Source organism: Streptomyces sp. NPDC051217 (genome assembly GCF_044455465.1).
Taxonomy (GTDB): domain Bacteria; phylum Actinomycetota; class Actinomycetes; order Streptomycetales; family Streptomycetaceae; genus Streptomyces.
Window position 1 is genome coordinate 56,798 of the sequence record NZ_JBITEV010000020.1, and the last position, 26,400, is coordinate 83,197.

22 protein-coding genes, 2 tRNA genes, 1 other RNA gene and 4 pseudogenes are annotated in these 26,400 nt (G+C 69.8%); 16 read left to right on the top strand and 13 right to left on the bottom strand.

Annotation, left to right across the window (positions count from 1 at the left end):
- Nucleotides 1-59 precede the first annotated feature (59 nt).
- A complete protein-coding gene (locus tag ACIBBB_RS32440; protein WP_398988391.1) occupies nt 60-566 on the bottom strand; it encodes a hypothetical protein in 507 nt (168 codons plus the stop codon).
- 97 nt (nt 567-663) lie between these two features.
- Between ACIBBB_RS32440 and ACIBBB_RS32445 the strand changes: the two genes are divergently transcribed.
- The 3 genes and pseudogenes from ACIBBB_RS32445 to ACIBBB_RS32455 form a co-directional block, all read left to right on the top strand.
- Nucleotides 664-789 (top strand): hypothetical protein, encoded by a 126-nt coding sequence (locus tag ACIBBB_RS32445; protein ID WP_398988393.1) that lies wholly within the window; start codon nt 664-666, stop codon nt 787-789.
- A 2-nt stretch (nt 790-791) separates the two neighbouring features.
- The gene (locus tag ACIBBB_RS32450; protein ID WP_398988395.1) at nt 792-1,559 is read left to right on the top strand and encodes a GlxA family transcriptional regulator; all 768 of its coding nucleotides are present in this window, start codon (nt 792-794) and stop codon (nt 1,557-1,559) included.
- 145 nt (nt 1,560-1,704) lie between these two features.
- Nucleotides 1,705-1,929, top strand: a pseudogene (locus ACIBBB_RS32455) (disulfide bond formation protein DsbA); the annotation flags it as partial.
- Between the two features lie 59 nt (nt 1,930-1,988).
- Here ACIBBB_RS32455 and ACIBBB_RS32460 read toward each other — a convergent pair.
- From ACIBBB_RS32460 to ACIBBB_RS32470, 3 genes and pseudogenes are all read right to left on the bottom strand, one after another.
- The gene (locus ACIBBB_RS32460; protein WP_398988397.1) at nt 1,989-2,591 is read right to left on the bottom strand and encodes a TetR/AcrR family transcriptional regulator; all 603 of its coding nucleotides are present in this window, start codon (nt 2,589-2,591) and stop codon (nt 1,989-1,991) included.
- A gap of 517 nt (nt 2,592-3,108) precedes the next feature.
- Nucleotides 3,109-3,468: pseudogene (locus tag ACIBBB_RS32465) on the bottom strand (SDR family NAD(P)-dependent oxidoreductase); the annotation flags it as partial.
- Between the two features lie 66 nt (nt 3,469-3,534).
- The gene (locus tag ACIBBB_RS32470; RefSeq protein WP_398988398.1) at nt 3,535-3,927 is read right to left on the bottom strand and encodes an ester cyclase; all 393 of its coding nucleotides are present in this window, start codon (nt 3,925-3,927) and stop codon (nt 3,535-3,537) included.
- Nucleotides 3,928-4,082: 155 nt separating this feature from the next.
- Between ACIBBB_RS32470 and ACIBBB_RS32475 the strand changes: the two are divergent.
- A pseudogene (locus ACIBBB_RS32475) lies at nt 4,083-4,390 on the top strand (IS630 family transposase); the annotation flags it as partial.
- Nucleotides 4,391-4,465: 75 nt separating this feature from the next.
- On the opposite strand, the gene ACIBBB_RS32480 reads toward ACIBBB_RS32475, so the two are convergent.
- On the bottom strand, nt 4,466-4,900 hold the full coding sequence (locus ACIBBB_RS32480; RefSeq protein ID WP_398988400.1) for a MarR family winged helix-turn-helix transcriptional regulator: 435 nt from the start codon (nt 4,898-4,900) through the stop codon (nt 4,466-4,468).
- A gap of 112 nt (nt 4,901-5,012) precedes the next feature.
- Between ACIBBB_RS32480 and ACIBBB_RS32485 the strand changes: the two genes are divergently transcribed.
- Nucleotides 5,013-5,927, top strand: a complete 915-nt coding sequence (locus tag ACIBBB_RS32485; RefSeq protein ID WP_398988402.1) for an alpha/beta hydrolase — start codon at nt 5,013-5,015, stop codon at nt 5,925-5,927.
- Nucleotides 5,928-5,953: 26 nt separating this feature from the next.
- On the opposite strand, the gene ACIBBB_RS32490 is transcribed toward ACIBBB_RS32485, so the two are convergent.
- On the bottom strand, nt 5,954-6,517 hold the full coding sequence (locus ACIBBB_RS32490) for a hypothetical protein (protein ID WP_398988404.1): 564 nt from the start codon (nt 6,515-6,517) through the stop codon (nt 5,954-5,956).
- Nucleotides 6,518-6,692: 175 nt separating this feature from the next.
- On the opposite strand from ACIBBB_RS32490, the gene ACIBBB_RS32495 reads away from it, so the two are divergent.
- The 5 genes and pseudogenes from ACIBBB_RS32495 to ACIBBB_RS32515 all read left to right on the top strand — a co-directional run bounded on the left by ACIBBB_RS32495 (nt 6,693) and on the right by ACIBBB_RS32515 (nt 9,833).
- Complete coding sequence (locus ACIBBB_RS32495; protein ID WP_398988406.1) at nt 6,693-7,280, top strand: hypothetical protein; 588 nt, start codon at nt 6,693-6,695, stop codon at nt 7,278-7,280.
- A gap of 306 nt (nt 7,281-7,586) precedes the next feature.
- Complete coding sequence (locus ACIBBB_RS32500; protein ID WP_398988408.1) at nt 7,587-8,171, top strand: TerD family protein; 585 nt, start codon at nt 7,587-7,589, stop codon at nt 8,169-8,171.
- Nucleotides 8,172-8,529: 358 nt separating this feature from the next.
- A pseudogene (locus ACIBBB_RS32505) lies at nt 8,530-8,751 on the top strand (ATP-binding protein); the annotation flags it as partial.
- 43 nt (nt 8,752-8,794) lie between these two features.
- A complete protein-coding gene (locus ACIBBB_RS32510) occupies nt 8,795-8,971 on the top strand; it encodes a hypothetical protein (protein WP_398988537.1) in 177 nt (58 codons plus the stop codon).
- Nucleotides 8,972-9,422: 451 nt separating this feature from the next.
- Nucleotides 9,423-9,833 (top strand): tyrosine-type recombinase/integrase, encoded by a 411-nt coding sequence (locus ACIBBB_RS32515; protein WP_398988527.1) that lies wholly within the window; start codon nt 9,423-9,425, stop codon nt 9,831-9,833.
- Nucleotides 9,834-10,464: 631 nt separating this feature from the next.
- On the opposite strand, the gene ACIBBB_RS32520 is transcribed toward ACIBBB_RS32515, so the two are convergent.
- The 4 genes from ACIBBB_RS32520 to ACIBBB_RS32535 all read right to left on the bottom strand — a co-directional run bounded on the left by ACIBBB_RS32520 (nt 10,465) and on the right by ACIBBB_RS32535 (nt 15,390).
- Nucleotides 10,465-11,115 carry a hypothetical protein gene (locus ACIBBB_RS32520; protein ID WP_398988410.1) on the bottom strand — a complete coding sequence of 217 codons (651 nt, stop codon included), beginning with the start codon at nt 11,113-11,115 and terminating at the stop codon, nt 10,465-10,467.
- A gap of 194 nt (nt 11,116-11,309) precedes the next feature.
- On the bottom strand, nt 11,310-14,267 hold the full coding sequence (locus tag ACIBBB_RS32525) for a BTAD domain-containing putative transcriptional regulator (RefSeq protein ID WP_398988412.1): 2,958 nt from the start codon (nt 14,265-14,267) through the stop codon (nt 11,310-11,312).
- Nucleotides 14,268-14,400: 133 nt separating this feature from the next.
- Entirely contained in the window at nt 14,401-14,862 is a 462-nt protein-coding gene (locus ACIBBB_RS32530; protein WP_398988414.1) for a hypothetical protein, read from the bottom strand.
- Between the two features lie 440 nt (nt 14,863-15,302).
- Nucleotides 15,303-15,390: transfer RNA gene (locus ACIBBB_RS32535), tRNA-Ser, on the bottom strand.
- A 72-nt stretch (nt 15,391-15,462) separates the two neighbouring features.
- On the opposite strand from ACIBBB_RS32535, the gene ffs reads away from it, so the two are divergent.
- From ffs to ACIBBB_RS32565, 6 genes are all read left to right on the top strand, one after another.
- Nucleotides 15,463-15,561, top strand: an RNA gene (ffs, locus tag ACIBBB_RS32540) — signal recognition particle sRNA small type.
- A gap of 42 nt (nt 15,562-15,603) precedes the next feature.
- On the top strand, nt 15,604-17,898 hold the full coding sequence (locus tag ACIBBB_RS32545) for a DNA polymerase III subunit gamma and tau (RefSeq protein WP_398988416.1): 2,295 nt from the start codon (nt 15,604-15,606) through the stop codon (nt 17,896-17,898).
- A 192-nt stretch (nt 17,899-18,090) separates the two neighbouring features.
- Nucleotides 18,091-19,347, top strand: coding sequence for a phosphoribosylamine--glycine ligase (purD, locus tag ACIBBB_RS32550; protein WP_398988418.1), 1,257 nt, complete (start codon nt 18,091-18,093; stop codon nt 19,345-19,347).
- Nucleotides 19,348-19,673: 326 nt separating this feature from the next.
- A complete protein-coding gene (locus ACIBBB_RS32555) occupies nt 19,674-21,488 on the top strand; it encodes a hypothetical protein (RefSeq protein WP_398988420.1) in 1,815 nt (604 codons plus the stop codon).
- A 240-nt stretch (nt 21,489-21,728) separates the two neighbouring features.
- Nucleotides 21,729-23,186 (top strand): N,N-dimethylformamidase beta subunit family domain-containing protein, encoded by a 1,458-nt coding sequence (locus tag ACIBBB_RS32560; protein ID WP_398988422.1) that lies wholly within the window; start codon nt 21,729-21,731, stop codon nt 23,184-23,186.
- 109 nt (nt 23,187-23,295) lie between these two features.
- Nucleotides 23,296-24,195 (top strand): phosphoribosylaminoimidazolesuccinocarboxamide synthase, encoded by a 900-nt coding sequence (locus tag ACIBBB_RS32565; RefSeq protein ID WP_398988424.1) that lies wholly within the window; start codon nt 23,296-23,298, stop codon nt 24,193-24,195.
- A gap of 66 nt (nt 24,196-24,261) precedes the next feature.
- On the opposite strand, the gene ACIBBB_RS32570 is transcribed toward ACIBBB_RS32565, so the two are convergent.
- From ACIBBB_RS32570 to ACIBBB_RS32580, 3 genes are all read right to left on the bottom strand, one after another.
- Nucleotides 24,262-24,334: transfer RNA gene (locus ACIBBB_RS32570), tRNA-Gly, on the bottom strand.
- A 22-nt stretch (nt 24,335-24,356) separates the two neighbouring features.
- Nucleotides 24,357-25,001 (bottom strand): response regulator, encoded by a 645-nt coding sequence (locus tag ACIBBB_RS32575; protein WP_398988426.1) that lies wholly within the window; start codon nt 24,999-25,001, stop codon nt 24,357-24,359.
- Nucleotides 24,998-26,386, bottom strand: a complete 1,389-nt coding sequence (locus tag ACIBBB_RS32580) for a sensor histidine kinase (RefSeq protein ID WP_398988428.1) — start codon at nt 26,384-26,386, stop codon at nt 24,998-25,000. Before ACIBBB_RS32580 ends, ACIBBB_RS32575 begins: the two co-directional genes overlap by 4 nt.
- Nucleotides 26,387-26,400 lie beyond the last annotated feature (14 nt).

Here is a 26,400-nt window from a genome sequence, read left to right on the forward strand (position 1 = left end):
ACGGAACCTGGAAATGATCACCGCTGAGAGAAGTCAATGGCTCGATCCGGGGAACACGGCTACGGCATGAAGATCATCGCGGCAGCGCCGAGCAGGTCGACGACGAAGCACCACTCCGCCCACGCCCGAGGCACAACCATCTTGGCCCGGTGGTGGGCGAAGTCCCAGGCAGCGTGAGCGAGCCAGCCGGCCGCCAGGACGTACCAGCCGAAGCCGTGATCCACCGCCAGCGCCACCATGGCCAGGACACCGAAGCCGAGCAACCCTGCCGTCTGGAACATGAGCACGCTCGGCCTGCGGAGCTCCCCGCGCAACGCCCCGAAGATCAGGTAGCAGACCGGCATGACGACGAGGAGCCACGCCAGGAACTCCAGGGCCGGGAGACCGTCCGCGAACGTGGCGACCACCAACGCGAGAGCGAACCACGTGGGCCAGCGGTGCTTGAGCGTGGTCACAAAGCCGAAGGTGGCGGTTGCTGAACCATCCCGGCCGACCGTGGCCGATGCCTTGTCGTCCTGAGCGGAGCCGATCATCAGGTGGCCTCCCGAAGCGATGGTGTCGATCATGGCTCCACTATTGGTCCGGCCGGTTCCATAAGAAGGCGGCGCCCCATGAGACGTCTGGAACCTTGGGGTGCCGGTCTCTTTGGCACAGGGTCGCCGCGTGGACGAACGCTTCATCGTGATCGTCGGCTACGACACGGCCGAGCTGCTGGACATCGCCTGCGTGACCACGAGCCTGGCCATGGGGCGAATCGGATCCGTAACCCCGCTCTCCCCTACCGCGTGAGTGTGGCCAGTCCGGGTGGCAACCCGATAACTTGTGGCTCGGGCCTGACATTGCAGAGTCAGCAGCCCCTTGAGCGACTCACCGGTCCGCTCGACACGTTGATCGTCTCGGGCGGCCTGGGACACGAGCGGGCGGCCGCTGACTCGCGGCTCGTTGGCCACGTCCGCCGCCTGGCCAAGGAAAGCCGACGCGTGGCCTCGGTGTGTACCGGGGCCAGCATCCTGGCCGCCACCGGACTGCTGGATGGTCGCCGCGCCACCACGCACTGGCGCTACGCATCCCAGCTCGCCGCACAACACCCAGCGATCACTGTGGATTTCAGCCCCATCTACATACGCGACGGGGACGTTTACACGGCGGCCGGCATCACCAGCGCCCTGGATCTCACCCTCGCCTTCATCGAGGATGATCACGGCGCCGAGCTGACCCGCCAAGTGGCGCGGGACCTGGTCACCTACCTGCAGCGACCGGGAAACCAGGCCCAGATGAGCCTGTGGCCACGCGGTGCGGGTTCGGTTCGACCGAGACGCTGCGCCAGGCTTTCACCAGCCGATACGGGATCTCACCGTCGCGCTACCGGGCAACACAGACCGGGCACTCCGCCAGGTAGGGCCCCTTCGGCCTTCTCCGGAATCGGCCCGGTGGGTGAAGCGGCCGTCACGATGGCGGGCACGGCGCCCGGAACATTACCTCGCAGAGGGTCGGGTTCACGATCGGCGACCGGTCGTCCCGCAGCCATTTATGTAGCTTTGCGGAGATCGTCTCGCTGAGAAAACGTCAGCCAAAGACCGTCCGACGTCTCCAGCCGGTGATAGAGGCCGGAGAAGTCGAACGGTCCCGCGCACCACTCGCTGTGGCGGCATACTGTTCGCGTTCGCGCCCGTTTGAGGAGAAACACGTCCGACAGGACTCCCGTTGCCCAAGGACGTCCGTGAACTGCCGGAGACCAAGGCTTTGGGGCAGGTCCGCGTCGTCATAGCGGCCCAGGAGGAGTACGGCGCCGAGGTGCTCGGGGACCTCTACTCGGCAATCGGCAGACGTACCCACAATCAGGGGCAGGAGCTGGGAAGGGAAACGGTCGGAGCAGCCTTGAAGGAGGTCGGCCTTCCCGCATCCCCTGTTGAGCACTGGGATTTCACAGCAATCTGTAGAGGCCGAACCCTCGGCCGACCAGTTCGAACGACCTCCGTTGCCGACGCTCAGGTCAGAAGTGAACTCAGGCCATCGAGTGCCACCTGTCGCAGCACCCCGGGCTCGAACCCGGCCTGTGCGGTTACGCGTAGCCCGAAGATCACCGTTGTTACCAGCAAAGCCCCGTCGCGCGGTTCGATATGCGCCCGGATACTGCCATCGAGGCGCCCGGTTCGGATCACGCCCTCAATGAGATCCAGATGCTCACGCAGGTCCCGGTCGAGGATGCGGGCAACACGCTCGTCCCGTTCACGCAGGTCCGGGCTCATCATGGTGTGCACGACCATGCAACCTGCCGCATGCCCGTGCTCAAGCGCCGCGCGCTCCTCCTCGACGACACCCTCGATCAGGAGGCCCAGCCGTTCGGCTCCGCTGAGCCGGTCATCGTCCAGCTTTCGCACGTAGCGCTCGTGCGCCACAGCCACATACCGCTCCAGCGCACGCACGAACAACTCATCCTTCGAGATGAAAGCGTTGTACAGGCTACTCCGCCGGACTCCCGCCGCCTCGCACAACTGCTCGGTCGAAGTTTCGGTGAAACCATGCACCCGGAACTCCGCCGCCGCCGCGTCGAGTACCGCAGTCTCGTCAAAGGATCGTGGCCTACCCATCTTCCCAACTGTATCAGGTGTTGTATTCTTTCATGCTCTGAGTGTCAGGTGAATCAAATCCTCCTTCCTCGCATTACGCACAGAGAACTCTTACGTCCTGGGGGAGATGAATATTCCCAAGGAAGGAATTCCTGAGACGCTCCGGCGGACCCGGCTTCGCCGGAATGCGCGATCACCAGCACCCCGCGCATACGCGGGCTTGAACTCGGGCTGCGCAGCGCCGTCAGAGCCTGCCGCCTGCCCGACGCCGATATCGCCCTGTCCAGGCCGGTCTTGCGGGTATTCTCCACCAGCGTGGCCCTCAATGGCGACAGCTCGCATTCAGCTATGCCTCGCACAGCTGAGGAGATTGCCGTCGACGCCGAAGCATGTGTCGCGGCCGGCGCGAACCTTCTCCACGTCGTAGAACAATTTGGGCTGCGGGGCGGCGACGGGAGCCCGGACAGCGGGTTCGAGCTCCCGTCGCCGCCGTCTTCCCCCCGGTTCGGGGATGTCTCCCGGTGACCGGGTCAGCCCCTTAGAGGCGGAAGCCGCCGGTGGCGTCGATGAGTTGTCCTGTGATCCATCGGGCGTCGTCGGAGGCGAGGAGTGCGACGACATCGGCGACGTCATCCGGTTTTCCGAGGCGGCCGAGGGCGTTCTGTGCGGCGATGGTGTCGATGAGTTCGGAGTTCCCGCGCAGCCAGGAGGCGTTCATGTCGGTGTCGGTGGTGGCGGGGACGACCGCGTTGACGGTGATGCCGCGGGGACCCAACTGCAGGGCGAGGGGGAGCGTGAGTGCGTCGATGGCGCCCTTGGTCATGGTGTAGCCGATGAGATCGGGGAGGGCGACGCGGCTGGTGCCGGAGGAGATGTTCACGATGCGTCCGCCGGCCCGCCCGACGGGAACCAGCTCGCCTCCGGCCCCTCACGCCGCGACCGGGCGTGCCTCGGTGCCTGTGTGTCAGGCGCCGAGCTGTTGCTGGACTGCCTGGGCGTCGATGAGGTAGTTCATCTCGTAGAAGCGCCCGTCGCGGACCCGGTGGAAGGAATACTCGGCGTACTCGACCGTGGCGCCGGTCGGTGCGACGCCGAACCACTCCTTCGCGGGCGTGCCCTTGTTGAACAGACGGGCCGCCACGCGGTCACCGTCGACGGCGATGTCCTTCACCCGCCAGGTGAAGTCCGGCACCGCGTCACCGTGCCCCTTCAGCTCCGCGATGACGTCCTCTCGCGTGACCGGATTACCGTTCTCGACAAGCTCGTCATGGACGAACTCAGTCATACGGTCGAAGTCGTGGGCGTTGAGCGCCTCGATGTAGCGCTCGAAGACCTTGCGTACCGCGTTCTCGGACATGGAACCCCCTCTGCCGCCCCGGGCCGCGGGGCTCGGATATTGATGAACGAGAACGCCGACCGACGCCACTCCGATCGGTAAGGAACTCGCCCGTTTACGCCTCCCGTATTATGTACAAGAGAATCCAAAACGGCAACCGCACCGCGCCCACAGGGCGCACCCACAGGGTGCGGTACTTCCACGGCTGCTACTCCGTCGTCGACGACCGGCTGTGGGGCGTCAACCGCCGCACGAAGGGGGCGGTGAATGGGCCAACCCGATCGAAGCCCATTTCGGGCCTCTGCGGCAGTTCATGATCGCAAACTCCCACCACCGCGATCACAGCGTGCGGACCCGGGCCCCGCACGCCTACCGGCGCCGGCGTAATGCCAACGCCCGCCACCCCGACGTCCTCGCGGCGCAGCGTCGCGAACGCGCCCGCATCCGAAGCGAGAAGGGCATCCGCCGGGGCGGACGCCCCTTGCCGTCGAAACCTGAACGATCTGACGAATCCATGCGGTCGCAGCCCGAACGTGCAGCAGAGCACCGGGCAGACGAATCACTCGGGCATACGGCCTGACGCGGGCGAGGCGAGCATCGCCTGGAGGATGCGTTGCAGCTCAACGCGGTCCTGGGGGGTGACCCTCGCCAACCTGCGGTCGTACTCCGTCGCGAGGGCCGCAAGTGCTCGATCGCGTGCTTGCGTGCCCTCAGCGGTCAGTGCGAGCCGATGACGCCGCAAGTCCGCCTCGTCGATCTCGCGGCGGACAAAGCCCTTGGTGACGAGGTTGCGAACGTAGACCGTCACGCTCGCCTTGGGCAGCAGCAGCGCGGTCGCGATCTCGGCCGGGTACGGCGATGCCTCCACCTCGGCCAGGACGAAGAACTCCTTCGTCTCCAACCCGAGCTCGGCCAGCTCTCGCGTGCAGGCATCCATCACGACGCCCAGCAGCCGCTGGTTCAGCGTCCACAGCTGCGCCCCGTCGACTGACATGCGAGCCTCCGTCCAGGTGGGGTGGTACTGTTTCGTATTAGTTTCAGATCGTACCAGTTGCTGTTTTGTACTGGACTTCTATGGAACAACGACCTCACCAAGGAAGCTACGCATGCTTCAGCACCTCACGATTCCGCGCGGTCCCATCGAACTCGCCGCAGCCCTCCACATGCCCGACAACGCCGACAGCAGGGCACCGCTGCGCGCCGTGGTGCTCTCTACCCCAGGCAGCAGCGTGAAGGAGCAGATCGGCGCCAACTACGCCTCCCGTCTCGCCGCCCGCGGCATCGCGGCGCTCGTCTTCGACCCCGCCCATCAGGGCCAGAGCGGAGGCGAGCCCCGCGACCTCGAAGACCCCTACCGCCGAGGCGAGGACATCTCCTACGCCATCGACGTGCTCACGACGACCCCCGGCATCGACCCGCAGCGCATCGGCGTCCTCGGCATCTGCGCCGGTGGGGGCTACGCCGTGCACACCGCCCGCACGGACCACCGCATCAAAGCGGTCGGCACGGTCGTCCCGGGCAACATGGGCACCTCGTTCCGCAGCTTCCAGCCCGACGGCCCGGCCGCCGCACTCAACGCCCTCGCGGACGCACGTATCGAAGAGGCCCGCTCCGGCGAGACGACCCGTGTGAACTGGCTGCCCGACACCCTCAAGGACGCCATGACAGCGGGCCTGACCGACATCGACACCACTCAGGCCATCACCTACTACCGCACCGAGCGCGGCGGTAACGAGCACTCCACAAATCGGCGCCTCTCGCGCAGCGACTCCCTCCTGCTGGGCTATGACGCGTTCCACTTGGCCGATCAGCTCATGACCCAGCCGCTACAGGTCATCCTCGCCGGACGCATCGGCAACACCGGCTCCTACGACACCGGCATGCAGCTGTGGAAGCTGGCCCCCAACCCCGTCGACCTCATGGTGATCGACGGCGCCGGCCACTACGAGATGTACGACGAGCCCGAATACGTCGACGCTGCCGTCGAACGACTCACCAGCTTCTATGTGAACAACCTGTAAGCATCAGAACCGGCGAACCTATGCGGTCACAGCACGAGTTCCGCAGGGCCGGACCAGGAACGACGTGAGTTGGTGATGGGCTCCAGGCGCCGCTGAGGGCGCGATTCCGCTCCGAAGAGATTCCGTGGGTACCGCTTCATCAGCTGCCGACACCGACCCGGCAACCCGGTGTAGGCCAAGCCGGTGAGGCACACGCTCGGTGCTATTGCGGCCTGGTTCGCAAACAAGCGGAACAGGCAGGAACCGCCGATCACGGCTGGTTCGCCGTGCCGGTGAGCGACGACTTGCGGGACTCTGGCCATAGTGCTGAGAGGGCCTCCGACCGGCCGTGTGAAACCACGGCCGTCGTCGATCGACGCCTCGAAGGCGTCCTGTCCGCGTTCGGACCGAACGGGAGGGATCGAGGCGTGAGCAGGGCCGTTGCCGAACAGGGCGCGTGCAAGGCTGCGTTCGGCGGGCGGGAGGGCGGTGGGGTCGCCGTGCAGGGCGCTCCACGTGGTGTTCCACCACACCAGGGTCCAGTCGGCGGCGAACACCGCGATCGGGATGTCGCCCAGGCGCGCGGTGAGTCGTTGGATCCCCGCGGGCACATGGGTGCTGACCGTCCCATCCTGGGGCGGCAGGAGCCCGGCGCTTGGGTACAGCTGGTCGCGCTCGGCGCGGGAGAGCTGAAGGGCCCGGGCGAGGGCGAGGGCGCCGACGACCTGGGCAGAGGGGTTCTTCGCGCGTCCCTGTTCCAGGCGCAGGATGACCGGTTGCTGCCCGGTGGGAATACCGAGATCGTCGATCGGCAGGCGGACTTACGCCCTCAGGTCGACGACGATCTACGGCGACCGTCTCGTGTACGAGCCGCTGGAGAGCAAGTGGGGCCGGTACCACGCGACGCACTGCGGGTGTGGGCAGGACTGGCTCACCGCCCACGCCATTCCGGCGGGTTCACTGTCCTGCCGCGGGGCGAAGACCGGCTACTACGGGCTGGTGGGCCCCGGTCTGACGGAGGGCGTGGACGAGTCCGCGCTGGCGGCCAACGCGCTGTGGGAGGCGGTCACCGGCAAGCCGGGCACTCAGACCTGGCACGAGGGCGTGCAGGTCGCCTGCCGCAGCGGGGAGTCGGAGGCGAAGCGCAAGGCGGCCAACGAGGAGTACTACGGGCGGATTCGCGAGGAGAGCGCGAAGCGGAAGGCCGTGGCGCAGAAGACCCCGATCACCGTCGCGCAGCTGAAGTACCTCACCCGCCTTGTGGAGAAGGCGGGCAAGGAGCGGTTCGACGCCGAGTTCGTCAGGGCCGTCAAGGGTACGGACATCAAGCCACGGGCCCCAGAGAACGGACCGCCACCGCGGCGAAGCGGCTGACCAAGGCGGCGGCCCGCGAGAAAAAGGACATACTGACCGGTAGAAACACCAACTCCCGTACAGTGAGGCCCATTTCGCCGCTGCTTCCGGTTCCCGGCAAGGGTGCCTCTGTGATCCGGTCCCACCTGGGTTTCACCGTCGCGCTGGGGATTCTCTATGTCCGGTGGACCCGCCGCCCGGCGTGACCCTCCGGGGTTGCCCTGTACCGAAGCGGCCCGCTGAGAAGAGTCCGAGCCTGGTGGACCAGATGTCGATGGTACGAGGCACACTTCAGGTGTCCCATTCCAGCCATCAGAAGGATTAGGCATGATCACGCTGACGAAGGAAGACGGTCCCGCCGACCTGGACGGGGTCACTCATCTGTCCATCGGGGTGTCATGGGATCCGACTGTGGGGAGCAGCGGGGGAGTCCTGGGCAAGCTCCGGCAGAAGGCCGGCACCGATCTCGATCTGATCGCGATCGCGGTGCAGGGCGCGGATCCGGTGCGTCTGGCCGGGCTGGACTCCCTGGACCCGCTGGGGAACGGTTCGCTGCTGCACAGCGGGGACAATCAGACGGGGAAGGGGGATGGTGACGACGAGACGGTGACCGTCGAGTTCTCCCGGGTGCCGGCCAACATCACGTCGATCGTGTTCATCGCCGCCGCTTACAAGAAGCGCAGCTCCTTCCAGAACGCACGCAACATCAGCTTCAAGGTGTACGACGCGACGGGCGGCAGCATCCAGCAGGTCGCCGACATCTGGCCGAGCCTGCTCAGCAACGACAACGGCTGCGTCGTGGCAAAGGCGGTACGTGAGGGTACGGGCTGGAAGCTCCAGGTGATCAACGAGACGGGGAAGATCAAGCAGGGGGACGAGCAGGCCCTGATGCGTTTCGCCGTCAGCAAGTAGCGTGAGTCCTCGAGGCAGTCCGCCGATCGTCCATTCGCGTGGCCGTCGCCGGACCGGCCGGACCGGATCCGACCGGCGTTCAACCCTTGACGCCCCACCGGCCCTGAGCGATGTGCCCGGTCAATCAGCCCCGCAGGGCGGGGAGATCAGGCCCGGGAGCCTCGGGACCTCCGAACTCGGGTCCGGTGTGGCGCGGGCTGGTGAAGCTGGGGTGGTGGGGTTGTGGCCGGAGGCTTCGGTGTCGGCGAGTGCACACCGGGTGGGACATCACCGTCCCGGACCCGCGTGAGGTGTGCTGGCGCCGTACTCAGCTCACCGGGGAACTGCCCCTTTCCGTCAAGGACACCGACGGCAAGGGCCCGTCGTTCTCGGCTCGCTCCTCGACCTCGCGGTCAAGGTCCGAGCGGCCGAGGCGGAAACTCCCACCGATCTGCGGATGGCCGACTTCGCCCACCTGTGCGCCCAGCTCGACGCGGCGACCGGTCCAGGGGCGCTCCCCGCGTACCGGGCCAGTCCGGACGACCTGAACGACGACGTGATCGAGGGCGATCTCCTCGCGCAAACCGTCTTCAGGCATGCAGACGCCCCGGCCTCAATCCGACAGCACGAACCAGGAGTCTGCCGTGGCAGAGTTGGAGAAGGGCACCCGCCGCGCCAATGGTGAATCCGCCATCTACCTCGGGAAGGACGGCCGTTGGCACGCTCGCGTGCCGATGGGCTACAAGGACAACGGGAGCCGTACCGCCGACATGCGACGCGCCCGACGCGCGAGGAACTGGTTGACGAGGTCCGGCGGTTGAAGAAGCTGCGCGACGCGGGTTCGGCGAGTCAGCCCGGCAAGCCGTGGACGGTTGAGAAGTGGCTTGGGCACTGGGCTGAGAACATCGCCAAGCCGGCGGTCAGCGAGAACACGTATGACGGCTACGAGGTTGCTGTTCGCGTTCACCTCGTGCCCGGTATCGGCAGGCATCGCCTTGACCCGCTTGCAGCCCGAACATCTGGAGAGCCTGTATCGCCGCGTGCAGGCGGGCGGGGCGCGCAAGGCGGGTACGGCTCACCAGGCCCACCGCACGGCCCGAACCTCCCTGGGGGAGGCTGTACGGCGCGGCTACGCGGCGAAGAACGCCGCGGCGCTGGCGAAGCCGCCGCGGATGGAAGAGGACGAATCCGAGGTCGAAGGCGCAGGTCCGGCGCGAGACCAAGAACACCAAGTCCCGCGCGGGCCGTCGCGCTGTCCCCCTGCCGGGCCCGCTGGTCGCCGTGCTCCGCGCACACGCTGAGACGCAGAAGCGCGAGCGCAAGGCGGTCGGCGACCTGTGGGCCGCGTCGGACTACGTGTTCACCAAGGCCGCCCGGGGGCCCGCTGAGCCCGAACACGGATTACCACGACTGGAAGCGGCTGGTGGAAGACGCGGGATTTCGGGCGCTCGCCTTCACGACGCACGTCACACGGCCGCAACCGTGCTCATGCTGCTCGGTGTCCCAGACCGCGTGATCGACCAGATCATGGGGTGGGAACCGGGCACCTCCGCAGGCATGCGGGCGCGGTACCTGCACGTGCCGGACGCCATGCTCAAGGACGTCGCCCGGAAGATCGCAGAAGTGATCTGGGGACCCCAGGAAAAGCTCGCTGTGGACAAAAACCATGACAACGAGCCCTGAGACACGTCGAAGGCCCGCCATCGCTAGCGACGGCGGGCCTTCGACTATTGCCCGGTGAGAGCAATGGCGGAGGATACGAGATTCGAACTCGTGAGGGGTTGCCCCCAACACGCTTTCCAAATGTTCGCCTGGGGGTCCGGGGGTGTGCGGGAACGGTCTGACCTGCGGTGAGGCCGGGGCGGACACCACTTGCGAACGGGGCCGTACGTAGGCGAATGCAGCCAGAACTGCAGCCATGGCTCAGCGAGTTCCGGCGCGACAACGCGGTGTTGCAGCCAGTTCGTCCAAGAGGACGACCAGCATCCTGGCCTGACGGGCTGACAGGCATGGGACTTGGTGCCCCGTACCGATGGTGCGCGAGCCTCGGCGACAGCGTCCGCGACGATCTGGTCGCAGCCTTTGCCTCCGGGCTCGCCTCACCAGACCCGGTATCGCGCCGGGGTTGCCACCACCCCGGACACCACCGCTGCTGCCGCAGGACGAGCGGGTGCCCGGTCAACCGGCCGCCCGGCATGGCGGTCAGGGGTGACACCGCAATCGGCCCGGACGGCATGGCGCCGACCGGCCCGGTGAGGACGACCTGGACCGTCTTGAGCCGTCAGGCCGGCGAGGTACAGGCAGGCGCGGATCTTCAGTTGGTCCAGACGACCGGGCTGTCGCTGTACGCGTCGCCCTCGTCGAACTCGGCGGCCGTGACGGGCGTGCTTTTCGTGGCGCTGAGCGCGCAGGTCTCGTACGACGCACCCTTGGTGGTGAACTCGGTGGGCGCGGTCTCGTTGTCGCACTTGCCTGGAATGTCGCCCATCAGTATGACGCCCGTGCCGGCGCCGCCTTCCAGCACACCGTTCAGCTTCAGCGACGCGTACGACAGGTCGGTGCCTCCGACGTTCTCCACCTTCATCTTGATGAAGTAGGGCGTCATTCCCGCTGCCTTCTCACCGAAGGCGGCCATGTCGGCCTCGGCGCCCTTCTCGATCGCCGTGACGGTTACGGCGATGGTGCCCTTCTTCTCGCTCGTGTACTCGAACGGCAGGACAGCCTTGTCGCCCACATTGAGTTTCCTTCCCGGCGCGGTGACGTCCCCCTCGCCCGGGGCAGCGGCGCCGCCACTGCCACTGCCGGCATCCGCGCCCTCGTCGCTCGGCTCGGACGAGGCCGAAGCCGGGGTCGATGCCGCCGGTGAGTCCTGCGCCGCCGCCCCCTCCTCGTCGCCGTTGCAGGCGGAGAGCCCGAGCGCCATGGTGACCAGAGCGGCCGCGAACACGATACGTCCCTTGTGCACTACTAACTACCTCACTCGTAACGAGAGCTGCCTGACTCGACAGCTCCGAACGTTTGGTTGTTCCGAGAGATGACCGGCAACGCGGCCGGAGATGCCAGAGCGGCTTCCCGACGGCGTTTCGTCGTTGACGCGCACAGTGACACGGACCGGAATACGGCCGGCACACACCGGGAATACGAGCTGCCCGCCACGGCTCAGCGGATCTTGGCTCCCACGGCGGCGGCCTCGTCGGTCAGATGCCTCGCGGCGGTGTCGTCTCCCGCCGCGGCCTGTAGCCGGGCAAGCTTTTCCAGCACACCCGCGAGCAGGTACGGGTAGTCGATACCGCGGGCCACCTCGACCGCGTGTTCCCCCTGGCCGATCGCGGCTCGCAGATCGGGCCGGCCGTACAGGCGGGGATCGAGCAGGTCGACGAGAACACGGGTCTCGAACATGGGGTCATGGAGTGCACGCGCGACTTCGACACCTTCGAGGAGATGCCGGCGCGCGTCCGCGTACTCACCTCGGGCCAGGTGGAGACAGCCCCAGGCGTGGGCCGTGTAGAACGCGCCCGATGACCCGATGTCCCGGGCATACGCGTTCAGCTCGGTGAACGCCTCCTCCGCCTCCGCATGACGGCCGAGTGCGAGCTGCGCCTGGCCGAGCCAGTAGGTGTCTCGCGCGATCAGGGTCCGGATCCCCTGCTTCCGTGCCCCGGCAACGATCTCCGTGAGGACCTCTACCGCGACCCCCGGCCTTCCCGCCTGCAGGTGAGCGAGGCCAACCTGTGAGTACGCGTGCAGTGCCGCCGCGTCCTGCCCGCCGGCGTTGAGCCGTTCGTAGGCCTCGCGACCGGCGGCTATCGCCTCGGTCAGACGTCCGTTGGGCACAAGGAAGAACGGCGCGTTACTCAGTGCCTCCAGGTAGCCCCGCGAGTCCCCGATCCGCTCGAACAGGCCCATGGCCTCGGTGTTGGACTCCTCGGCCGGACCGTACCGGCGCCGGATGTAGCGCAGGCCGGCCATCGAGATGAGCAATCTGGCCCGGCCCCGCACATTGCCCGCCGCCTTGGCCAGGCCCATCGCCTTCTCGTAGCACTCCTGCCAGTCGTCGAAGTACCGCTCCGTCTCGAACAGTGCCTGCCCGCCCACGGCCAGCTCCCAGCAGAGCTCGTCCCTGCCCAGCTCCGCGGCTTGCCGTACACCTGCCACCAAAGGGATACGCTCCGAATCCAGCGACTCCATCGGTGGTACGGAGGGCGGCAGGCTTGCCTCCACCCGCTCCGGCCGCCACCGGGGAGCGTCCCGCTGGAACATGTTCTGTCCCATGTGGTCGCGGTCGGCGATGTCCGTGAGGGTCAACAGGGCGCTGAGGACGCGGACGACGGCCTCCTCCCGGGCCTCCACCGACTCCTCCACCTCCGCGCGTTCCCTCGCGTACGCGCGGATCAGGTCGTGGAAGCCGTAACGCGCCTGACCGTTCGGCGTTCCGGTGACGTCGAGCAGATGGACGTCGACCAGTTCGTCGAGGAGCTCCTGGGCCGGGCGCAATTCGGCATCGACGGCGGCGGCTGCCGCCCAGAGCGGGAAATCGGGTGCCTCCAGCAGTCCGAGGAGCCGGAACAGCCGCCGTGCATCGGGCCGGAGCCCCTCGTAGCTCAGCCCGAAACTGGCCCGTACTTCGAGATCGCGATAGCGCAGGGCGTCCAGCCGATGCTGTTCGTCCGCCAGCCGCGACACGAGGTCCGCCAGGCGCCAATGAGGTCGTGACACCAGGAGCGACCCGACGATCCGCAGCGCGAGCGGCAGCCGCGCACACAGCCGGACCAGGTCGGACAGCTCCCCCCGGGTGGCCGAGGTCAACCGGTCGTCCGTGCTGTTGCGCAGCATGATCAGACTGTCGACTTCGGACATCTCGCGGAGCTCGACCCGATGCGCGCCGCCAAGACCGCCCAGCCGCACGCGGCCGGTGGCGATCACCCCACACGTACCGCTCGCCGGCAGCAGGGGAGCTAACTGCTCCTCGTCGAAGGCGTCGTCGAGCACCACCAGGATCCGGCGTTCCGCGAGCATGCCCCGGTAGAGATCCGTGCGCTCCTCCGGATCGTCCGGCACCGCGGTGGCGGGCACTCCCAGCGCACGCAGGAAACGACCGAGCACAGTGGCCGGGTCGACCGGCTGGGTACGTGCGCCGGCCAGCGCCGCGAACAGCTGCCCGTCGGGGTACGCGGACCTGAGGCGATGCGCGGCCTGTACCGCGAGCGCGGTCTTGCCGACCCCGCCAGGGCCCGAGATCGTCACCACCGCGGCCGGCTCATCAGCGGCGCGGTCCTCGCGGAGCACTGCCTCGATCTCCGCCAACTCCGCTTGCTGCCCGCTGAAGTCGCCGAGCGCCGGAGGCAGCATCCGGGCGCCGCCGGCGTACCTGCGTCCCCGCCCCTCGGTCGCGATCGCCGGGTCCAGCGCGGGATCCTCACCGAGGATGGTCCGGTGCAGTTCCCGCAACTTCTGCCCGGGCTCCAGACCGGTCTCTTCGGCCAGGACATCACGGACCTGGAGATAAGCCAGCAGCGCGTCCGCCCGCCGGCCACACCGATACAGCGCGAGCATGAGCTGGGCCCACATCCGCTCGCGGAACGGATGCTCCATCGTCAGCGCGGTCAGCTCGCCAAGAAGCTCGCTGTGCAGACCAAGCCGAAGGTCGACGTCGATGCGCTCTTCGAGTACGCCGAGCCGCAGCTCATCGAGCCGAGCGGCTTCCGAGGCCAGCGCCGGGACGTCGGCGATCCCGGTGTACGCGGGTCCCCGCCAGAGGCCCAGGGCCTCGTCGAAGAGCCGACGCGACTGATCGAGATCACCGGCCGCCAGCGCCGCCCGGGCCACGCCCGCCAGATCTTCGAAACGTGCCGCGTCCAGCTCGTCACGGCCGACACGCAACAGATAGCCCCGGCCCTCCCTGGTGATGCGTCCCAAATCCCCCAGGCGCCGCCGGAGCCGGTGGACGTAGGTCTGCACGTTCTTGGCGGCACTTTTCGGCTGTTCCTCGCCCCAGATCGCCTCTGCCAGCGCATCATCGGCGACCGATCGACCCGGCCGGCACAGCAGGACCGCCAGGAGCACCCGCCCTTTCGGCGTGCCCAGTTCCAGCGGTACGCCGGCCCGCCACACGGTCACCGGGCCCAACACCCCGAAGTCCACACCCGCCCCCCGCCGTTCGACGCCAACTGTAACGGCCGCCGACTCGCGACCGGCCTGACGGAGATGTCCGCCCCGCACCGACCGGTGCGGGGCGGACATCTCCGTCGGGTCAGCAGACCTGGCCCCACGAGTGGTTGGGACGCCAGGTCTTCTCGCCGGTACCTGCGCCCTTCCAACTGAACGTCGCCACCACCCTGAGACTCTCCCCCGGCCAGTTGCACGGGCCGACGGTGGTGGTGCCGGCCAAGTCCTCGGTGTCATGCCAGCCGTCGGTGTCCGCCGCCGTGCGCACCGTAATCAAGTCACCGCCGCTGGTGCGCTCCAGCTTCACGTTGGTGACCTTGACCTCGTAGCTGCCGCCACCGGCGACGTCGGTGATCTTCGCCCGCGCCCGGTAGGTGCCGGCGGTCTCGTCCCACCAGACAGTGGCGCAGCGCTTGACCCCGGTGCCGTAGCACTTCCAATCGCTGTCCGCGGATGCCGACACCGGAGTGAAGACGATCGACGCGCCGAACGCCGCGGCGACCAACGCGCCGGTGGTGCCGAACCGCCCCACATGCTTGAGCCTCATGAAAACCCCCCGTGATCTGCCAATGATTCCAGGGGGACCCTAACCAGCAGGCCGGAGCAACTGCCCGGTCGTGCTGGGCGGTTGCGCTGCTGTGACAAAGTCAGGGTTCGGTCCGTGTGGCCAGGGTGCGCGTGACGGGAGCGGCTGAGGGGGATGCCTGCCGCGTCGGGGGTCACCAGCCGGCGGTTCGACCTGCGGGGGCATGGGGCGAGCGACAGGCACGAGTCGGAGCTGACGATCGCCTCGGTGACCAACGACATCCGTGCGGCCTGCGACCATCTGCGAGCCCATATTCGGGTGGCCGGGACCGGTGCATGTGATCGCGGCGTCATTCTCGGGTGGCGCCGCCGCGATGTACGCCGCTCACCGCCCTGGTGAGGAACGTTGAAGGCCCCCGCTGCCAGCAGCGGGGGCCTTCAACTATTGCCCGGTGAGAGCAATGGCGGAGGATACGAGATTCGAACTCGTGAGGGGTTGCCCCCAACACGCTTTCCAAGCGTGCGCCCTAGGCCACTAGGCGAATCCTCCGCGACGAACCATACAAGACGTGGAGCGGTGCTCGCGAACTCGTTCCCGGGGGTGGGCATCGGGTACTGTGGGCGCAGCCCCTCACGTGGCGCTATCTGACTGAACTCCCCCAGGGCCGGAAGGCAGCAAGGGTAGGTTGGCTCTGGCGGGTGCGTGGGGGGCGTTCGCGTTGGCGGGGGTGGGATGTCGTAGCGGGCCGATATCGTCGTAGGTGTGTCGTCCCTAGCGCTGTACCGCCGTTACCGCCCCGAGTCGTTCGCCGAGGTCATCGGGCAGGAGCATGTCACTGACCCGCTGCAGCAGGCCCTGCGCAACAACCGGGTCAATCACGCGTACCTGTTCAGCGGGCCGCGGGGCTGTGGGAAGACGACCAGCGCACGCATCCTCGCGCGCTGTCTGAACTGCGAGCAGGGACCCACGCCGACCCCCTGCGGGGTCTGCCAGTCCTGCCAGGACCTGGCCAGGACCGGGCCCGGGTCGATCGATGTCATCGAGATCGACGCCGCTTCGCACGGTGGTGTGGACGATGCGCGTGATCTTCGGGAGAAGGCGTTCTTCGGGCCGGCCGGCAGTCGGTACAAGATCTACATCATCGACGAGGCGCACATGGTCACCCCGGCGGGCTTCAACGCCCTGCTGAAGGTCGTCGAGGAGCCGCCGGAGCATCTCAAGTTCATCTTCGCGACCACCGAGCCGGAGAAGGTCATCGGCACGATCCGGTCGCGTACGCACCACTATCCGTTCCGGCTCGTGCCGCCCGGGACGCTGCGGGACTATCTCGGCAAGGTGTGTGGCGAGGAGCGGATCCCGGTCGCCGAAGGCGTGCTGCCGCTCGTCGTGCGCGCCGGTGCCGGGTCCGTGCGGGACTCGATGTCCGTCATGGACCAGCTCCTCGCGGGTGCCGCCGAGGACGGCGTGACGTACGCCATGGCGACGGCCCTGCTCGGATATACGGACAGTTCGCTGCTCGATTCCACGATCGACGCCTTCGCCGCGGGCGACGGGGCGGCCGCCTTTGAGATCGTGGACCGGGTGATCGAGGGCGGCAACGACCCGAGGCGGTTCGTCGCCGACCTGTTGGAGCGGCTGCGGGACCTGGTCATCCTGGCCGCCGTTCCGGACGCCGGTACGAAGGGGCTCATCGACGCCCCCGACGACGTCGTCCAGCGGATGCAGGACCAGGCGTCGGTCTTCGGGGCCGCCGAGCTGAGCCGGGCCGCCGACCTCGTCAACACCGGGCTGACCGAGATGCGGGGCGCCACCTCGCCCAGGCTCCAGCTCGAACTGATCTGCGCGCGCGTACTGCTGCCCGCCGCCTTCGACGACGAGCGGTCCGTACAGACGCGGCTCGACCGGCTGGAGCGGGGGGTCTCCGCGGCGGCGTTCTCGACCGGGGGGCCCGCGCCCGCCATGGGGTACGTCCCCGGGCCTGAGGCTCACGCGGTCGAGAACGGGCCGGCCGGGGCGCGCGCCGCCGTACAAGGTGGTGGTACGCCGGGCCCGGCGCCCACGCCCCCTCCCGCCGCCACGCCCTCTCCCACCCCGCCTCCTGCGCCCGACCCCGGGCCCCCGAACGGCAACCGCCCCGGCGCCTGGCCGGGCGCGGGGGCCCCCGCTTCGGAGGCGCCCCGCAAGCCCGGCGGCTGGCCCACCGCCTCCGCCCCCGGCCGGGGCCCGGCTGCCGCCGAACCGGCTCCTGCCGCGCCAGCGCCGGAGCCCACCGGCCCGTCCGCCCACACCGGCGGTCCCGTCATGACCCAGGGCGCAGGCCAGGTGCGGAACATGTGGCCGGACATCCTGGAGGCCGTGAAGAACCGCCGTCGCTTCACCTGGATCCTGCTCAGTCAGAACGCGCAGGTCGCGGGCTTCGACGGGACGACCCTCCAGCTCGGCTTCCTCAACGCGGGCGCCCGCGACAACTTCGCCAGCAGCGGCAGCGAGGAAGTGCTCAAGCAGGCGCTCTCCGAGCAGTTCCACGTGCAGTGGAAGATCGAGGCGATCATCGATCCCTCGGGCGGCACCCCGCAGCCGTCCGCCCCCGGCGGTGGGGGCGGCAACGGCGGAAACAGCCCCGGCGGAGGCGGAAGTCACGGCGGCGGAGGCGGCTACGGGAGCGGCGGAGGCGGCGGTGCCGGAGCCCCCGGCGGCTACGGCGGCGGGGACGGGGGCGGCGGCTCCAGACCCCCCGCCCCCGCTCCCTCCCAGCGGCCCGAGCCGTCCGCCCAGTCCTCCTCCGGCCCCGGCCCCCGCCCCGGCTCGGCGATGTCCGGCGCCTACGCTCCCGCCGCGCCCGCGCCAGCCACCGCCACCGCCACCGCCGGCCGTACGCCGCCCGAGCAGCGCCGCCCGTCGGACTCTCCCCCCGCGCCGCCTCCGCACCACGTCGCCCCCGAGGACGACACTCCTGAAGAGGACGACGCCGACCTCGTCGACTCCGCGCTCTCCGGCCACGACCTGATCGTCCGCGAGCTCGGTGCCACGGTCGTGGAGGAGTACCCGAACGACTAGGTCCTGTCCGGCGGATCTTCGCGGATCAGATGGGGCCCGCCGCGGCAGCGGCTGATGTACCGCGTCTGACGCCGCGCGCTGATCCACCGGGGATTACGGGACAGCCCTTAGGACGGCCCGGGGGGACAGCCAGGCGCAGGCCGGGAGTGGACCGGGACCGGGACCGCACCCCGTCCCCGCTAGGCTGCCCCCGTGAAGGTCCTTGTCATCGGCGGCGGTGCCCGCGAACACGCCCTGTGCCGCTCTCTGTCCCTCGATCCCGACGTCACCGCTCTGCACTGCGCGCCCGGCAACGCCGGCATCGCCGAAGTCGCCGAGCTGCACGCGGTCGACGCCATGGACGGTGCCGCCGTCGCCCGCCTCGCCGGCGAGCTGGAGGCCCGGCTCGTCGTCGTCGGACCCGAGGCGCCGCTCGTGGCCGGGGTCGCCGACGCCGTACGGGACGCGGGCATCGCCTGCTTCGGCCCGTCCGCCGAGGCCGCGCGCCTGGAGGGCTCCAAGGCTTTCGCCAAGTCCGTGATGGCCGCGGCGAGCGTTCCCACCGGGCGCAGCTACGTCTGCACCAGCCCCGAGGAGATCGACAAGGCCCTCGACGCCTTCGGCGCTCCCTTCGTCGTCAAGGACGACGGTCTCGCCGCCGGCAAGGGCGTCGTCGTGACCGACGACCTCGCCACCGCCCGCGAGCACGCGCTCGCCTGCGGCCGCGTCGTCATCGAGGAGTTCCTCGACGGCCCCGAGGTCTCCCTCTTCGCCATCACCGACGGCCGTACGGTGCTCCCGCTGCGCCCCGCCCAGGACTTCAAGCGCGCGCTCGACGGCGACGAAGGCCCCAACACCGGTGGCATGGGCGCGTACTCGCCGCTCCCGTGGGCCGACCCCAAGCTGGTCGACGAGGTCCTGGAGACCGTCCTCCAGCCGACCGTCGACGAGCTGCGCCGCCGTGGCACGCCCTTCTCCGGGCTGCTGTACGCGGGCCTGGCGATCACCGGCCGCGGTGTGCGGGTCATCGAGTTCAACGCCCGTTTCGGCGATCCCGAGACGCAGGTGGTCCTGGCCCGGCTGAGGACCCCGCTCGCCGGTGTCCTGCTGGCCGCCGCCGAGGGCAGGCTCGCCGACCAGCCGGCCCTGGTCTGGCGCGACGACGCGGCGGTCACGGTCGTCGTGGCCTCGCACAACTACCCCGGTACGCCGCGTACCGGGGATCCGATCGAGGGCCTGGCCGACGTCGTCGCGCACGATGCGCCCGACGCGTACGTCCTGCACGCCGGGACCCGGCTGGCCGACGACGGCAGTACGGTCCTCAGCGCCGGAGGCCGTGTGCTGTCCGTCACAGCGACCGGCAAGGATCTCGCGCAGGCACGGAAGCGGGCGTACGCGGCCGTCGACCGGATCCGGCTGGACGGTTCGCAGCACCGTACGGACATCGCCCGTGAGGCCGCCGAAGCCTGAACCGGCCCCTCAGCGAGGGCCCGAGCCAAGCCCCGGTCCCCGTCCGACCTGCTCGGACGGGGACTTTTCCATGCCGCGTCCACCGCATCCGCGCCACGTCCCGGACGCCACATCAAAAAACACTGGCAACGTCAGCACCTTTGACCAAAGCCATTCCATCGAGTGACGGTTAACCCATCCGAATGACCCCCGCCGAGGCCCCAACTATGGTGCGGCGCAAGCGTTCGGGCACTTGGCCCACCGGCATTGCGATGTCAGTGGCGGGTGCCACAGTGGGGGAGTGAGCAAATCCGCCGCAGTGCTGGCAGAGGGGGTGAGATCCGGACGTGTCCGGTTCAGGTGTTGGTGAGGAGATCGGCGCCCAGGGCGCCCGGGTCCGGGCCCTCGCTGTGCTGCGCGTGCGCGGCAGAGCGGCGGCCGTCGCTCTGCTGCCCGCCGCCGCGGCGGTCGTCCTGCTCGCGGGCGGTGCCACCGGCCGTCTCACCGGCGGGAGTTGGGATGCCGCGCGCTGGATCGTGAGTGGTGTCGCCCTCGTCGTGCTGCTGTGCGCGGCTGCCGTCGCGGCCGTGATCGCCAGGGCCAGACCCGCCCTCAGCCCCACCGTGGAGATCGCCGAGCGGTCCGCCCCCGACCTCTACCGCCTGGTGCGGGAGCTGGCCGAGCGGCTCGACGTGCCCGCACCCTCGTCCATAGCGCTGACGCCGGACTGCGACAGTTGGCTGGAAGACCGTACGCACCCCGCGCACGCCCCCGCCGACGCATCGACCAAATCGCCCGGAAACGGCGCCGGCTCCCCGAACGGACCGCACGACCCACTCACCCCAGGCGCCTCACCCGGCACCCACGGCGCCCCGGCAGGCACTCACGGCGCTCTCGCGGGCACCTACGGCGCCGGTCGCCGCGCCGCGCCCGCCGCGCCCGTCCTCGTGATCGGCTCCCCCTTCCTCTGGTGGATGCGCGTCGCCGAGCTGCGCGCCGTGCTGGCCCCGGTCGTCGCCGGTACGGGACCGGCGTCGCAACCGGACATAGCCGCCGCCCGCCGCTTCGTACGCGGTCTGGACGCCACCGTTGCCCTCGCCGGCCGCAAGGACCTGGGGCTGATACGCCGGGCCGCGTCGGCCGTCATCGGCCGGATCGCCCGCCTGATGCTGCGCGCCTGCGCCGAGCACGCCGCCCTGATGGAGCGCGGTGTCGCGTCCGCCGCGTCCGAGCGTGCCCAGAGTGTGGATTACGGCCTGCGGATCGTCGCCCAGGAGCAGGTCGGCCTCGCCTACGCGGGCTGGGACCGGCTGCTGACCCGCGTCGCCCTGCCCGCTTGGCGGATGGGCCGCTGGCCGTCCCGGCTCGATGTCGGAGTCGTATCGGCGCTGACCGAGCTCTCGCGGCGCGACCGGCTGGCCGAGGGCTTCGCGTCCCGGCTCGGTGAGCGCCCCGCCTGCGATCTGCTCGAAGAGCCCGGCGCGGTCGACGAGGCCGCGTCCCTGCTGGCCGCGCGCCTCTTCCACGGCGGCCCGGCCGCCTCCGGCCCGGACTGGTCCCCGGTCGACTGGCAGCAGTATCCGGAAGAGGTCGTCGACCGCAAGTGGCGTACGGAAGCGGCCAGGCTGCACCGCGTCCTGGACGGTATGGGTGTACGGCGCCCCGCGCGGCCCGGCGATCCCACGGCCGACGCCGCCCTGCCCGGACCCACGCTGGACCGGGTCATGGACCATCTCGCCGGACAGGGCGAGGAGGCGGGCGACACCCTCGCCGCAGCGATCAGCGCGGAGGTGGCGCGCGAGGAGGCAGAGGCCGCGCCGCCCGCCCCGAGCGCGCCCCAGCCCGCCGAAGCCGCGGGCGACGCCCTGGCTCTCCGCGGTTCGGACCCGCTGCCGCTGTTCCCGCTCATGCCGCCGCGTACGGGCCGAGAGCTGCTCGCCGACCACGTGACCGCGATGGTCTGCTGCGCCGCCGTCGACACGGCGGGCGCGGCCCCGGGGCTCGACTGGCTCGACGGCCCGGCTCTCCTGATGGACGGCAAGCGCCGCACGGATCTGGCGGGCGGGGTGCTGAGCCTGGTGGAGGACGGCGACGGGGAGCCGCTGCGACAGTGGCTGGCCGCGACGGGCGTACGACCGGAGAAGCCGGTCCGTCTGGTGTGAAGTCGGTCACCACTCCACCGGCGAAACGGGCACGCGAGACCGGAGCCAGGCGTTTCGGGTGCTTCCCACCCCTTCCGCCCACTTCCGGTCAGTTCCATTCGCGACGAACGGTGACGGAGTGCGTGCGTTATGTGATGTGCTGGAGACCGGCGCCGACTCGGTCCCCCCAACAGCGGTCCGCACAACGGCAGTCGATCAACCATCAACACCTGCACGGGGCATCCAGGGAGGGGCGCGCCAATGTGCGCCGATCACATCCGACGGTGGGAATCGGGCGCGCTCGCCCACGCCGTCTCCGACCCCTTCGGCCAGGGACCGGTGCCCTGGCTGCGCGGCAGCGAGACCTACTTCGACGACACCGGCCAGGTCGTCCCCTGGTACGCGGACCCGACGCTCGGGCGCGACAGGGGCGGCCCCCGCACCGCCGACGACGTCCACTGCCAGATCAAGGGCTTCTCCTCCACCGGCGCCGCCGCGCCCGGCGAGTCGATCGACTTCCACATCACCGTCGATCCGCCCCAGCCGTTCTCCGTGGACGTCTACCGGATCGGGCACTACGGCGGCGAGGGCGCCCGCAAGATCACCACGAGCCCCCGCCTCTCCGGCATCGTCCAGCCGGCCCCGCTCGCCGCCGAGCGTACGGTCTCGTGCCACCACTGGTGGCTCTCCTGGCGCCTCCAGATCCCGTCGTACTGGTCGCTCGGCGCGTACGTCGCCGTCCTCACCACCACCGACGGCTACCGCTCCCACGTCCCCTTCACGGTCCGCGACAGCCACCCCGCCGACCTGCTCCTCCTGCTCCCCGACATCACCTGGCAGGCGTACAACCTCTACCCGGAGGACGGCCACCTCGGCGCCAGCCTCTACCACGCCTGGGACGAGCAGGGCCGGCTCCTCGGCGAGGAGGACGCGGCGATCACCGTCTCCTTCGACCGTCCGTACGCGGGCGCCGGCCTGCCCATCCATGTCGGCCACGCCTACGACTTCATCCGCTGGGCCGAGCGTTACGGCTACGACATCGCCTACGCGGACGCCCGTGATCTGCACGCCGGTCTGATCGACCCGACGCGCTACCGGGGGCTGGTCTTCCCCGGCCACGACGAGTACTGGTCGCTCCCCATGCGCCGCACCGTCGAGCGGGCGCGCGAGCACGGCACGTCCCTGGTCTTCCTCTCCGCCAACACCATGTACTGGCAGATGGAGCTGGGCCCCTCCCCCTCCGGCGTCCCCGGCCGCCTCCTCACCTGCCGCAAGCGCCACGGCCCCGGCCGCCCCGCCCTCTGGCGGGAGGTGGACAGGCCCGAGCAGCAGCTGCTCGGAATCCAGTACGTGGGCCGGGTCCCCGAGCCGCACCCGATGGTCGTACGGAACGCGGAGCACTGGTTCTGGGACGCCACCGGCGCCTCCGAGGGCGACGAGATCCCCGGCCTGGTCGCCGGCGAGGCGGACCGTTACTTCCCGCGTACGGCGCTGCCCGAGCACGACGAGCGGATGCTGTTGGCCCACTCGCCGTACCGGGACAGCGAGAACTCCCTTCGCCACCAGGAGACCTCGCTCTACCGGGCCCCCTCCGGCGCCCTCGTCTTCGCCTCGGGCACCTTCGCGTGGTCGCCCGCGCTGGACCGCCCCGGCCATGTCGACGCGCGCGTCCAGCGGGCTACGGCCAATCTCCTCGACCGCATCTGCAAGCGCGACTGAGCACGAACCGAAGCCGGCGGTCCGAGCCCCCCTCGCCCCCGCGCACACCCGACTCCGCGCATACGGGAGAATCGGAATCGGAAACTCCCACGGCGAGGAACGAGGAACCGTGTCCGGATTCGTAGAGAAGCCCGAGCCGCTTCAGGTCCCGGGTCTGGTGCATCTGCACACCGGCAAGGTGCGCGACCTGTACCGGAACGAGGCGGGCGATCTCGTGATGGTCGCCAGCGACCGCATTTCCGCGTACGACTGGGTCCTGCCCACCGAAATCCCCGACAAGGGCCGGGTGTTGACCCAGCTCTCACTCTGGTGGTTCGACCGGCTCACCGATCTCGCGCCCAACCACGTCGTCTCCACCGACCTCCCGGACGGCGCCCCCGCCGACTGGGCCGGCCGCACACTGGTCTGCCAGTCACTGCGGATGACCCCGGTCGAGTGCGTCGCGCGCGGCTATCTCACCGGCTCCGGCCTCGCCGAGTACGAGCAGACCCGCACCGTCTGCGGCCTCGCCCTCCCCGAGGGCCTGGTCGACGGCTCCGAACTGCCGGCACCGATCTTCACGCCCGCCACGAAGGCCGCGGTCGGCGACCACGACGAGAACGTGTCGTACGAGGAGGTCGCCCGCCAGGTCGGCGCCGAGACCGCCGCGCTGCTGCGCCGTACGACGCTCGACGTCTACGGCCGCGCCCGGGACATCGCCCGCGACCGGGGCATCATCCTCGCCGACACGAAGTTCGAGTTCGGCTTCGACACCGAGGACCGGCTGGTGCTCGCCGACGAGGTGCTGACCCCGGACTCCTCGCGCTTCTGGCCGGCGGCGAGCTGGGAGCCGGGACACGCGCAGCCGTCGTACGACAAGCAGTACGTACGCGACTGGCTGACCTCGTCCGCGTCGGGCTGGGACCGCGCGAGCGAGCAGCCGCCGCCGGAGCTGCCGGGCGAGGTCGTGGACGCGACGCGCGCCAAGTATCTGGAGGCGTACGAACTCCTCACCGGCACGCGCTGGTAACCGACGCCGGACAGCAGGACGACGAAGAACCCCCGGCCGATGATCCGGCCGGGGGTTCTTGTGCTGAGCGGACGACCAGGTTCGAACTGGCGACCTCAACCTTGGCAAGGTTGCGCTCTACCAACTGAGCTACGTCCGCATACGCCGTGGCGCGCCACCCACTATACCCAACCGCGCTCGCGGGCGAGACGCACCGCCGTATGCCGGTTCTCCGCCCCCAGTTTGGACGCGGCCGACGACAGGTAGTTCCGTACGGTGCCCTGTGACAGCGAGGCCCACGCCGCGATGTCGGCGATCGGCGCCCCGTCGGCGGCCAGCTCCAGCACCTCGGCCTCGCGCACGGTCAGCGGCGAGTCCCCGGCAGAGATCGCGTCGGCGGCCAACTCCGGGTCCACGTGCCGATTTCCGGCGTGCACGGTGCGGATGATCTCGGCGAGCTGGAGGGCGCTGACGGTCTTCGGTACGAAGCCGCGCACCCCCGCCGCCAGGGCCCGCTTGAGATGACCCGGCCGACCGTGGCTGGTGACGATCATCGTGCGGCAGCTGGGAAGTTCGGTACGGAGCGATGTGGCGACCTTCACACCGTCGGCGCCCGGCATCTGGAGATCGAGTACGGCGACGTCCGGGCGGTGCGCCAGCGCCATCGCCAGCGCCTCGGGCCCGGAGGCGGCTTCGGCGACGACGGTCAGATCGTCCTCCAGGCCGAGGAGCGCGGCGAACGCGCCGCGGATCAGATGCTCGTCGTCGGCGAGAAGGACGCGTACGAGAGGGGCCGACGCGGCGTCGGGCTGCCCGGTGCCGCTCACGCGGTCACCTCGTCGGAGACGGACCCGTGCGCCGCCGGCTCGCCGGCGGTCGCGGTAACAGGCTGGGTGGACTCCGCCGGCGCCGGCAGCGGCACGCGCGCCGTGAGCCGGAAGCGCGTACCGGCCACCGGGCCCGCGTCGAGTGTGCCGCCCAGCGTGGCCAGCCGCTCGCGCAGCCCGGCGAGCCCGGCCCCGGCCGTCCTGGGCGTGCCTCCCGAGCCCACCCGGGCCAGGACCCTCTGTTCGGGCAGTCCGTCGTTCTCCACGACCAGCACCGCGTCGCCCCCTTCCCGTACCGTCAGCCGTACCGTGCAGCGCCGCGCGTCCCCGTGCCGCAGCACGTTCGTGGCGGCCTCCCGCACCACCCACCCGAGGGCGGACTGCACCTCGGGTGTCAGTCCACCGGGCAGCCGACCCGGCAACCCACCGGCTCCCTCGCCGGTCGCCCCGGCGGGCGCCCCGACAACCGCCCCCTCCAGATCCAGCTGGAAACCGATGCCGGCGGCCTCCAACACGCCCCGCGCGCCTTCCAGTTCGGTGTGCAGATCCACTTCGCGATACCCCCGTACGACGGCCCGCACCTCGCGCTGCGACTCCCGCGCTATCCGCTGCACCTCGGCCATCTGCTCGGCGGCCTTCTCCGTGCTCCCGCGCCGTACCAACTGCACGGCCAGTTCGCTCTTGAGCGCGATCACCGCCAGATTGCGGCCCATGACGTCGTGCATGTCACGGCCGAAGCGCAGCCGCTCCTCGGCGACCGCGAGCCGCGCCTGGAGTTCCCGGGCGCTGTCCAGGTCCCACACGGACTTGGCCAGCCAGACGGAGAAGCCACAGGCGAAGACCAGGGCCAGCGCCGCCGCCAGCACCCCGATCAGACCGCCTAGGATGGCGCCGAACCCCAGTCCGAACACCAGACCGGCCGCCGCCACGACCACCAGCGCGGCCAGCACGGTCAGCAGCATGCTCCGCACCCGGCGGAGGCCGATGGCCAGCGTCCCGACGCCGAAGCCCGCGAAGGTGACCAGCAGATAGGCGACGGACTGGGCGTCGTCCACGTCCGGTTTCACGGGGAACACGCTCATGGCGGCCACGACGCCGCCGGCGGTGAGCAGGGCGGTCGCGATCATGAGCCGGACGGGCCGGTCCCGCCTGCCGAGTGCCCAGGACAGGCCGTAGGAACTGGTGGCGGCGCTCACGAGCGCATGGGCGGTGACGAGCAGCAGGAACCAGCCGCCGACCGGAGAGCCGGCCCGCGACAGGGTCGGCAGCCCGACGACCCCCACCTCGATCGCCGCGAAGGAGTGGAAGGACCAGCGGGTGTAGATCTCGACCTTGGCCGGCTTGCTCTTCCCGGCCCATGAGCCCGTCGCCCACAACCTCGCCATGTCGTCCCTCCCGG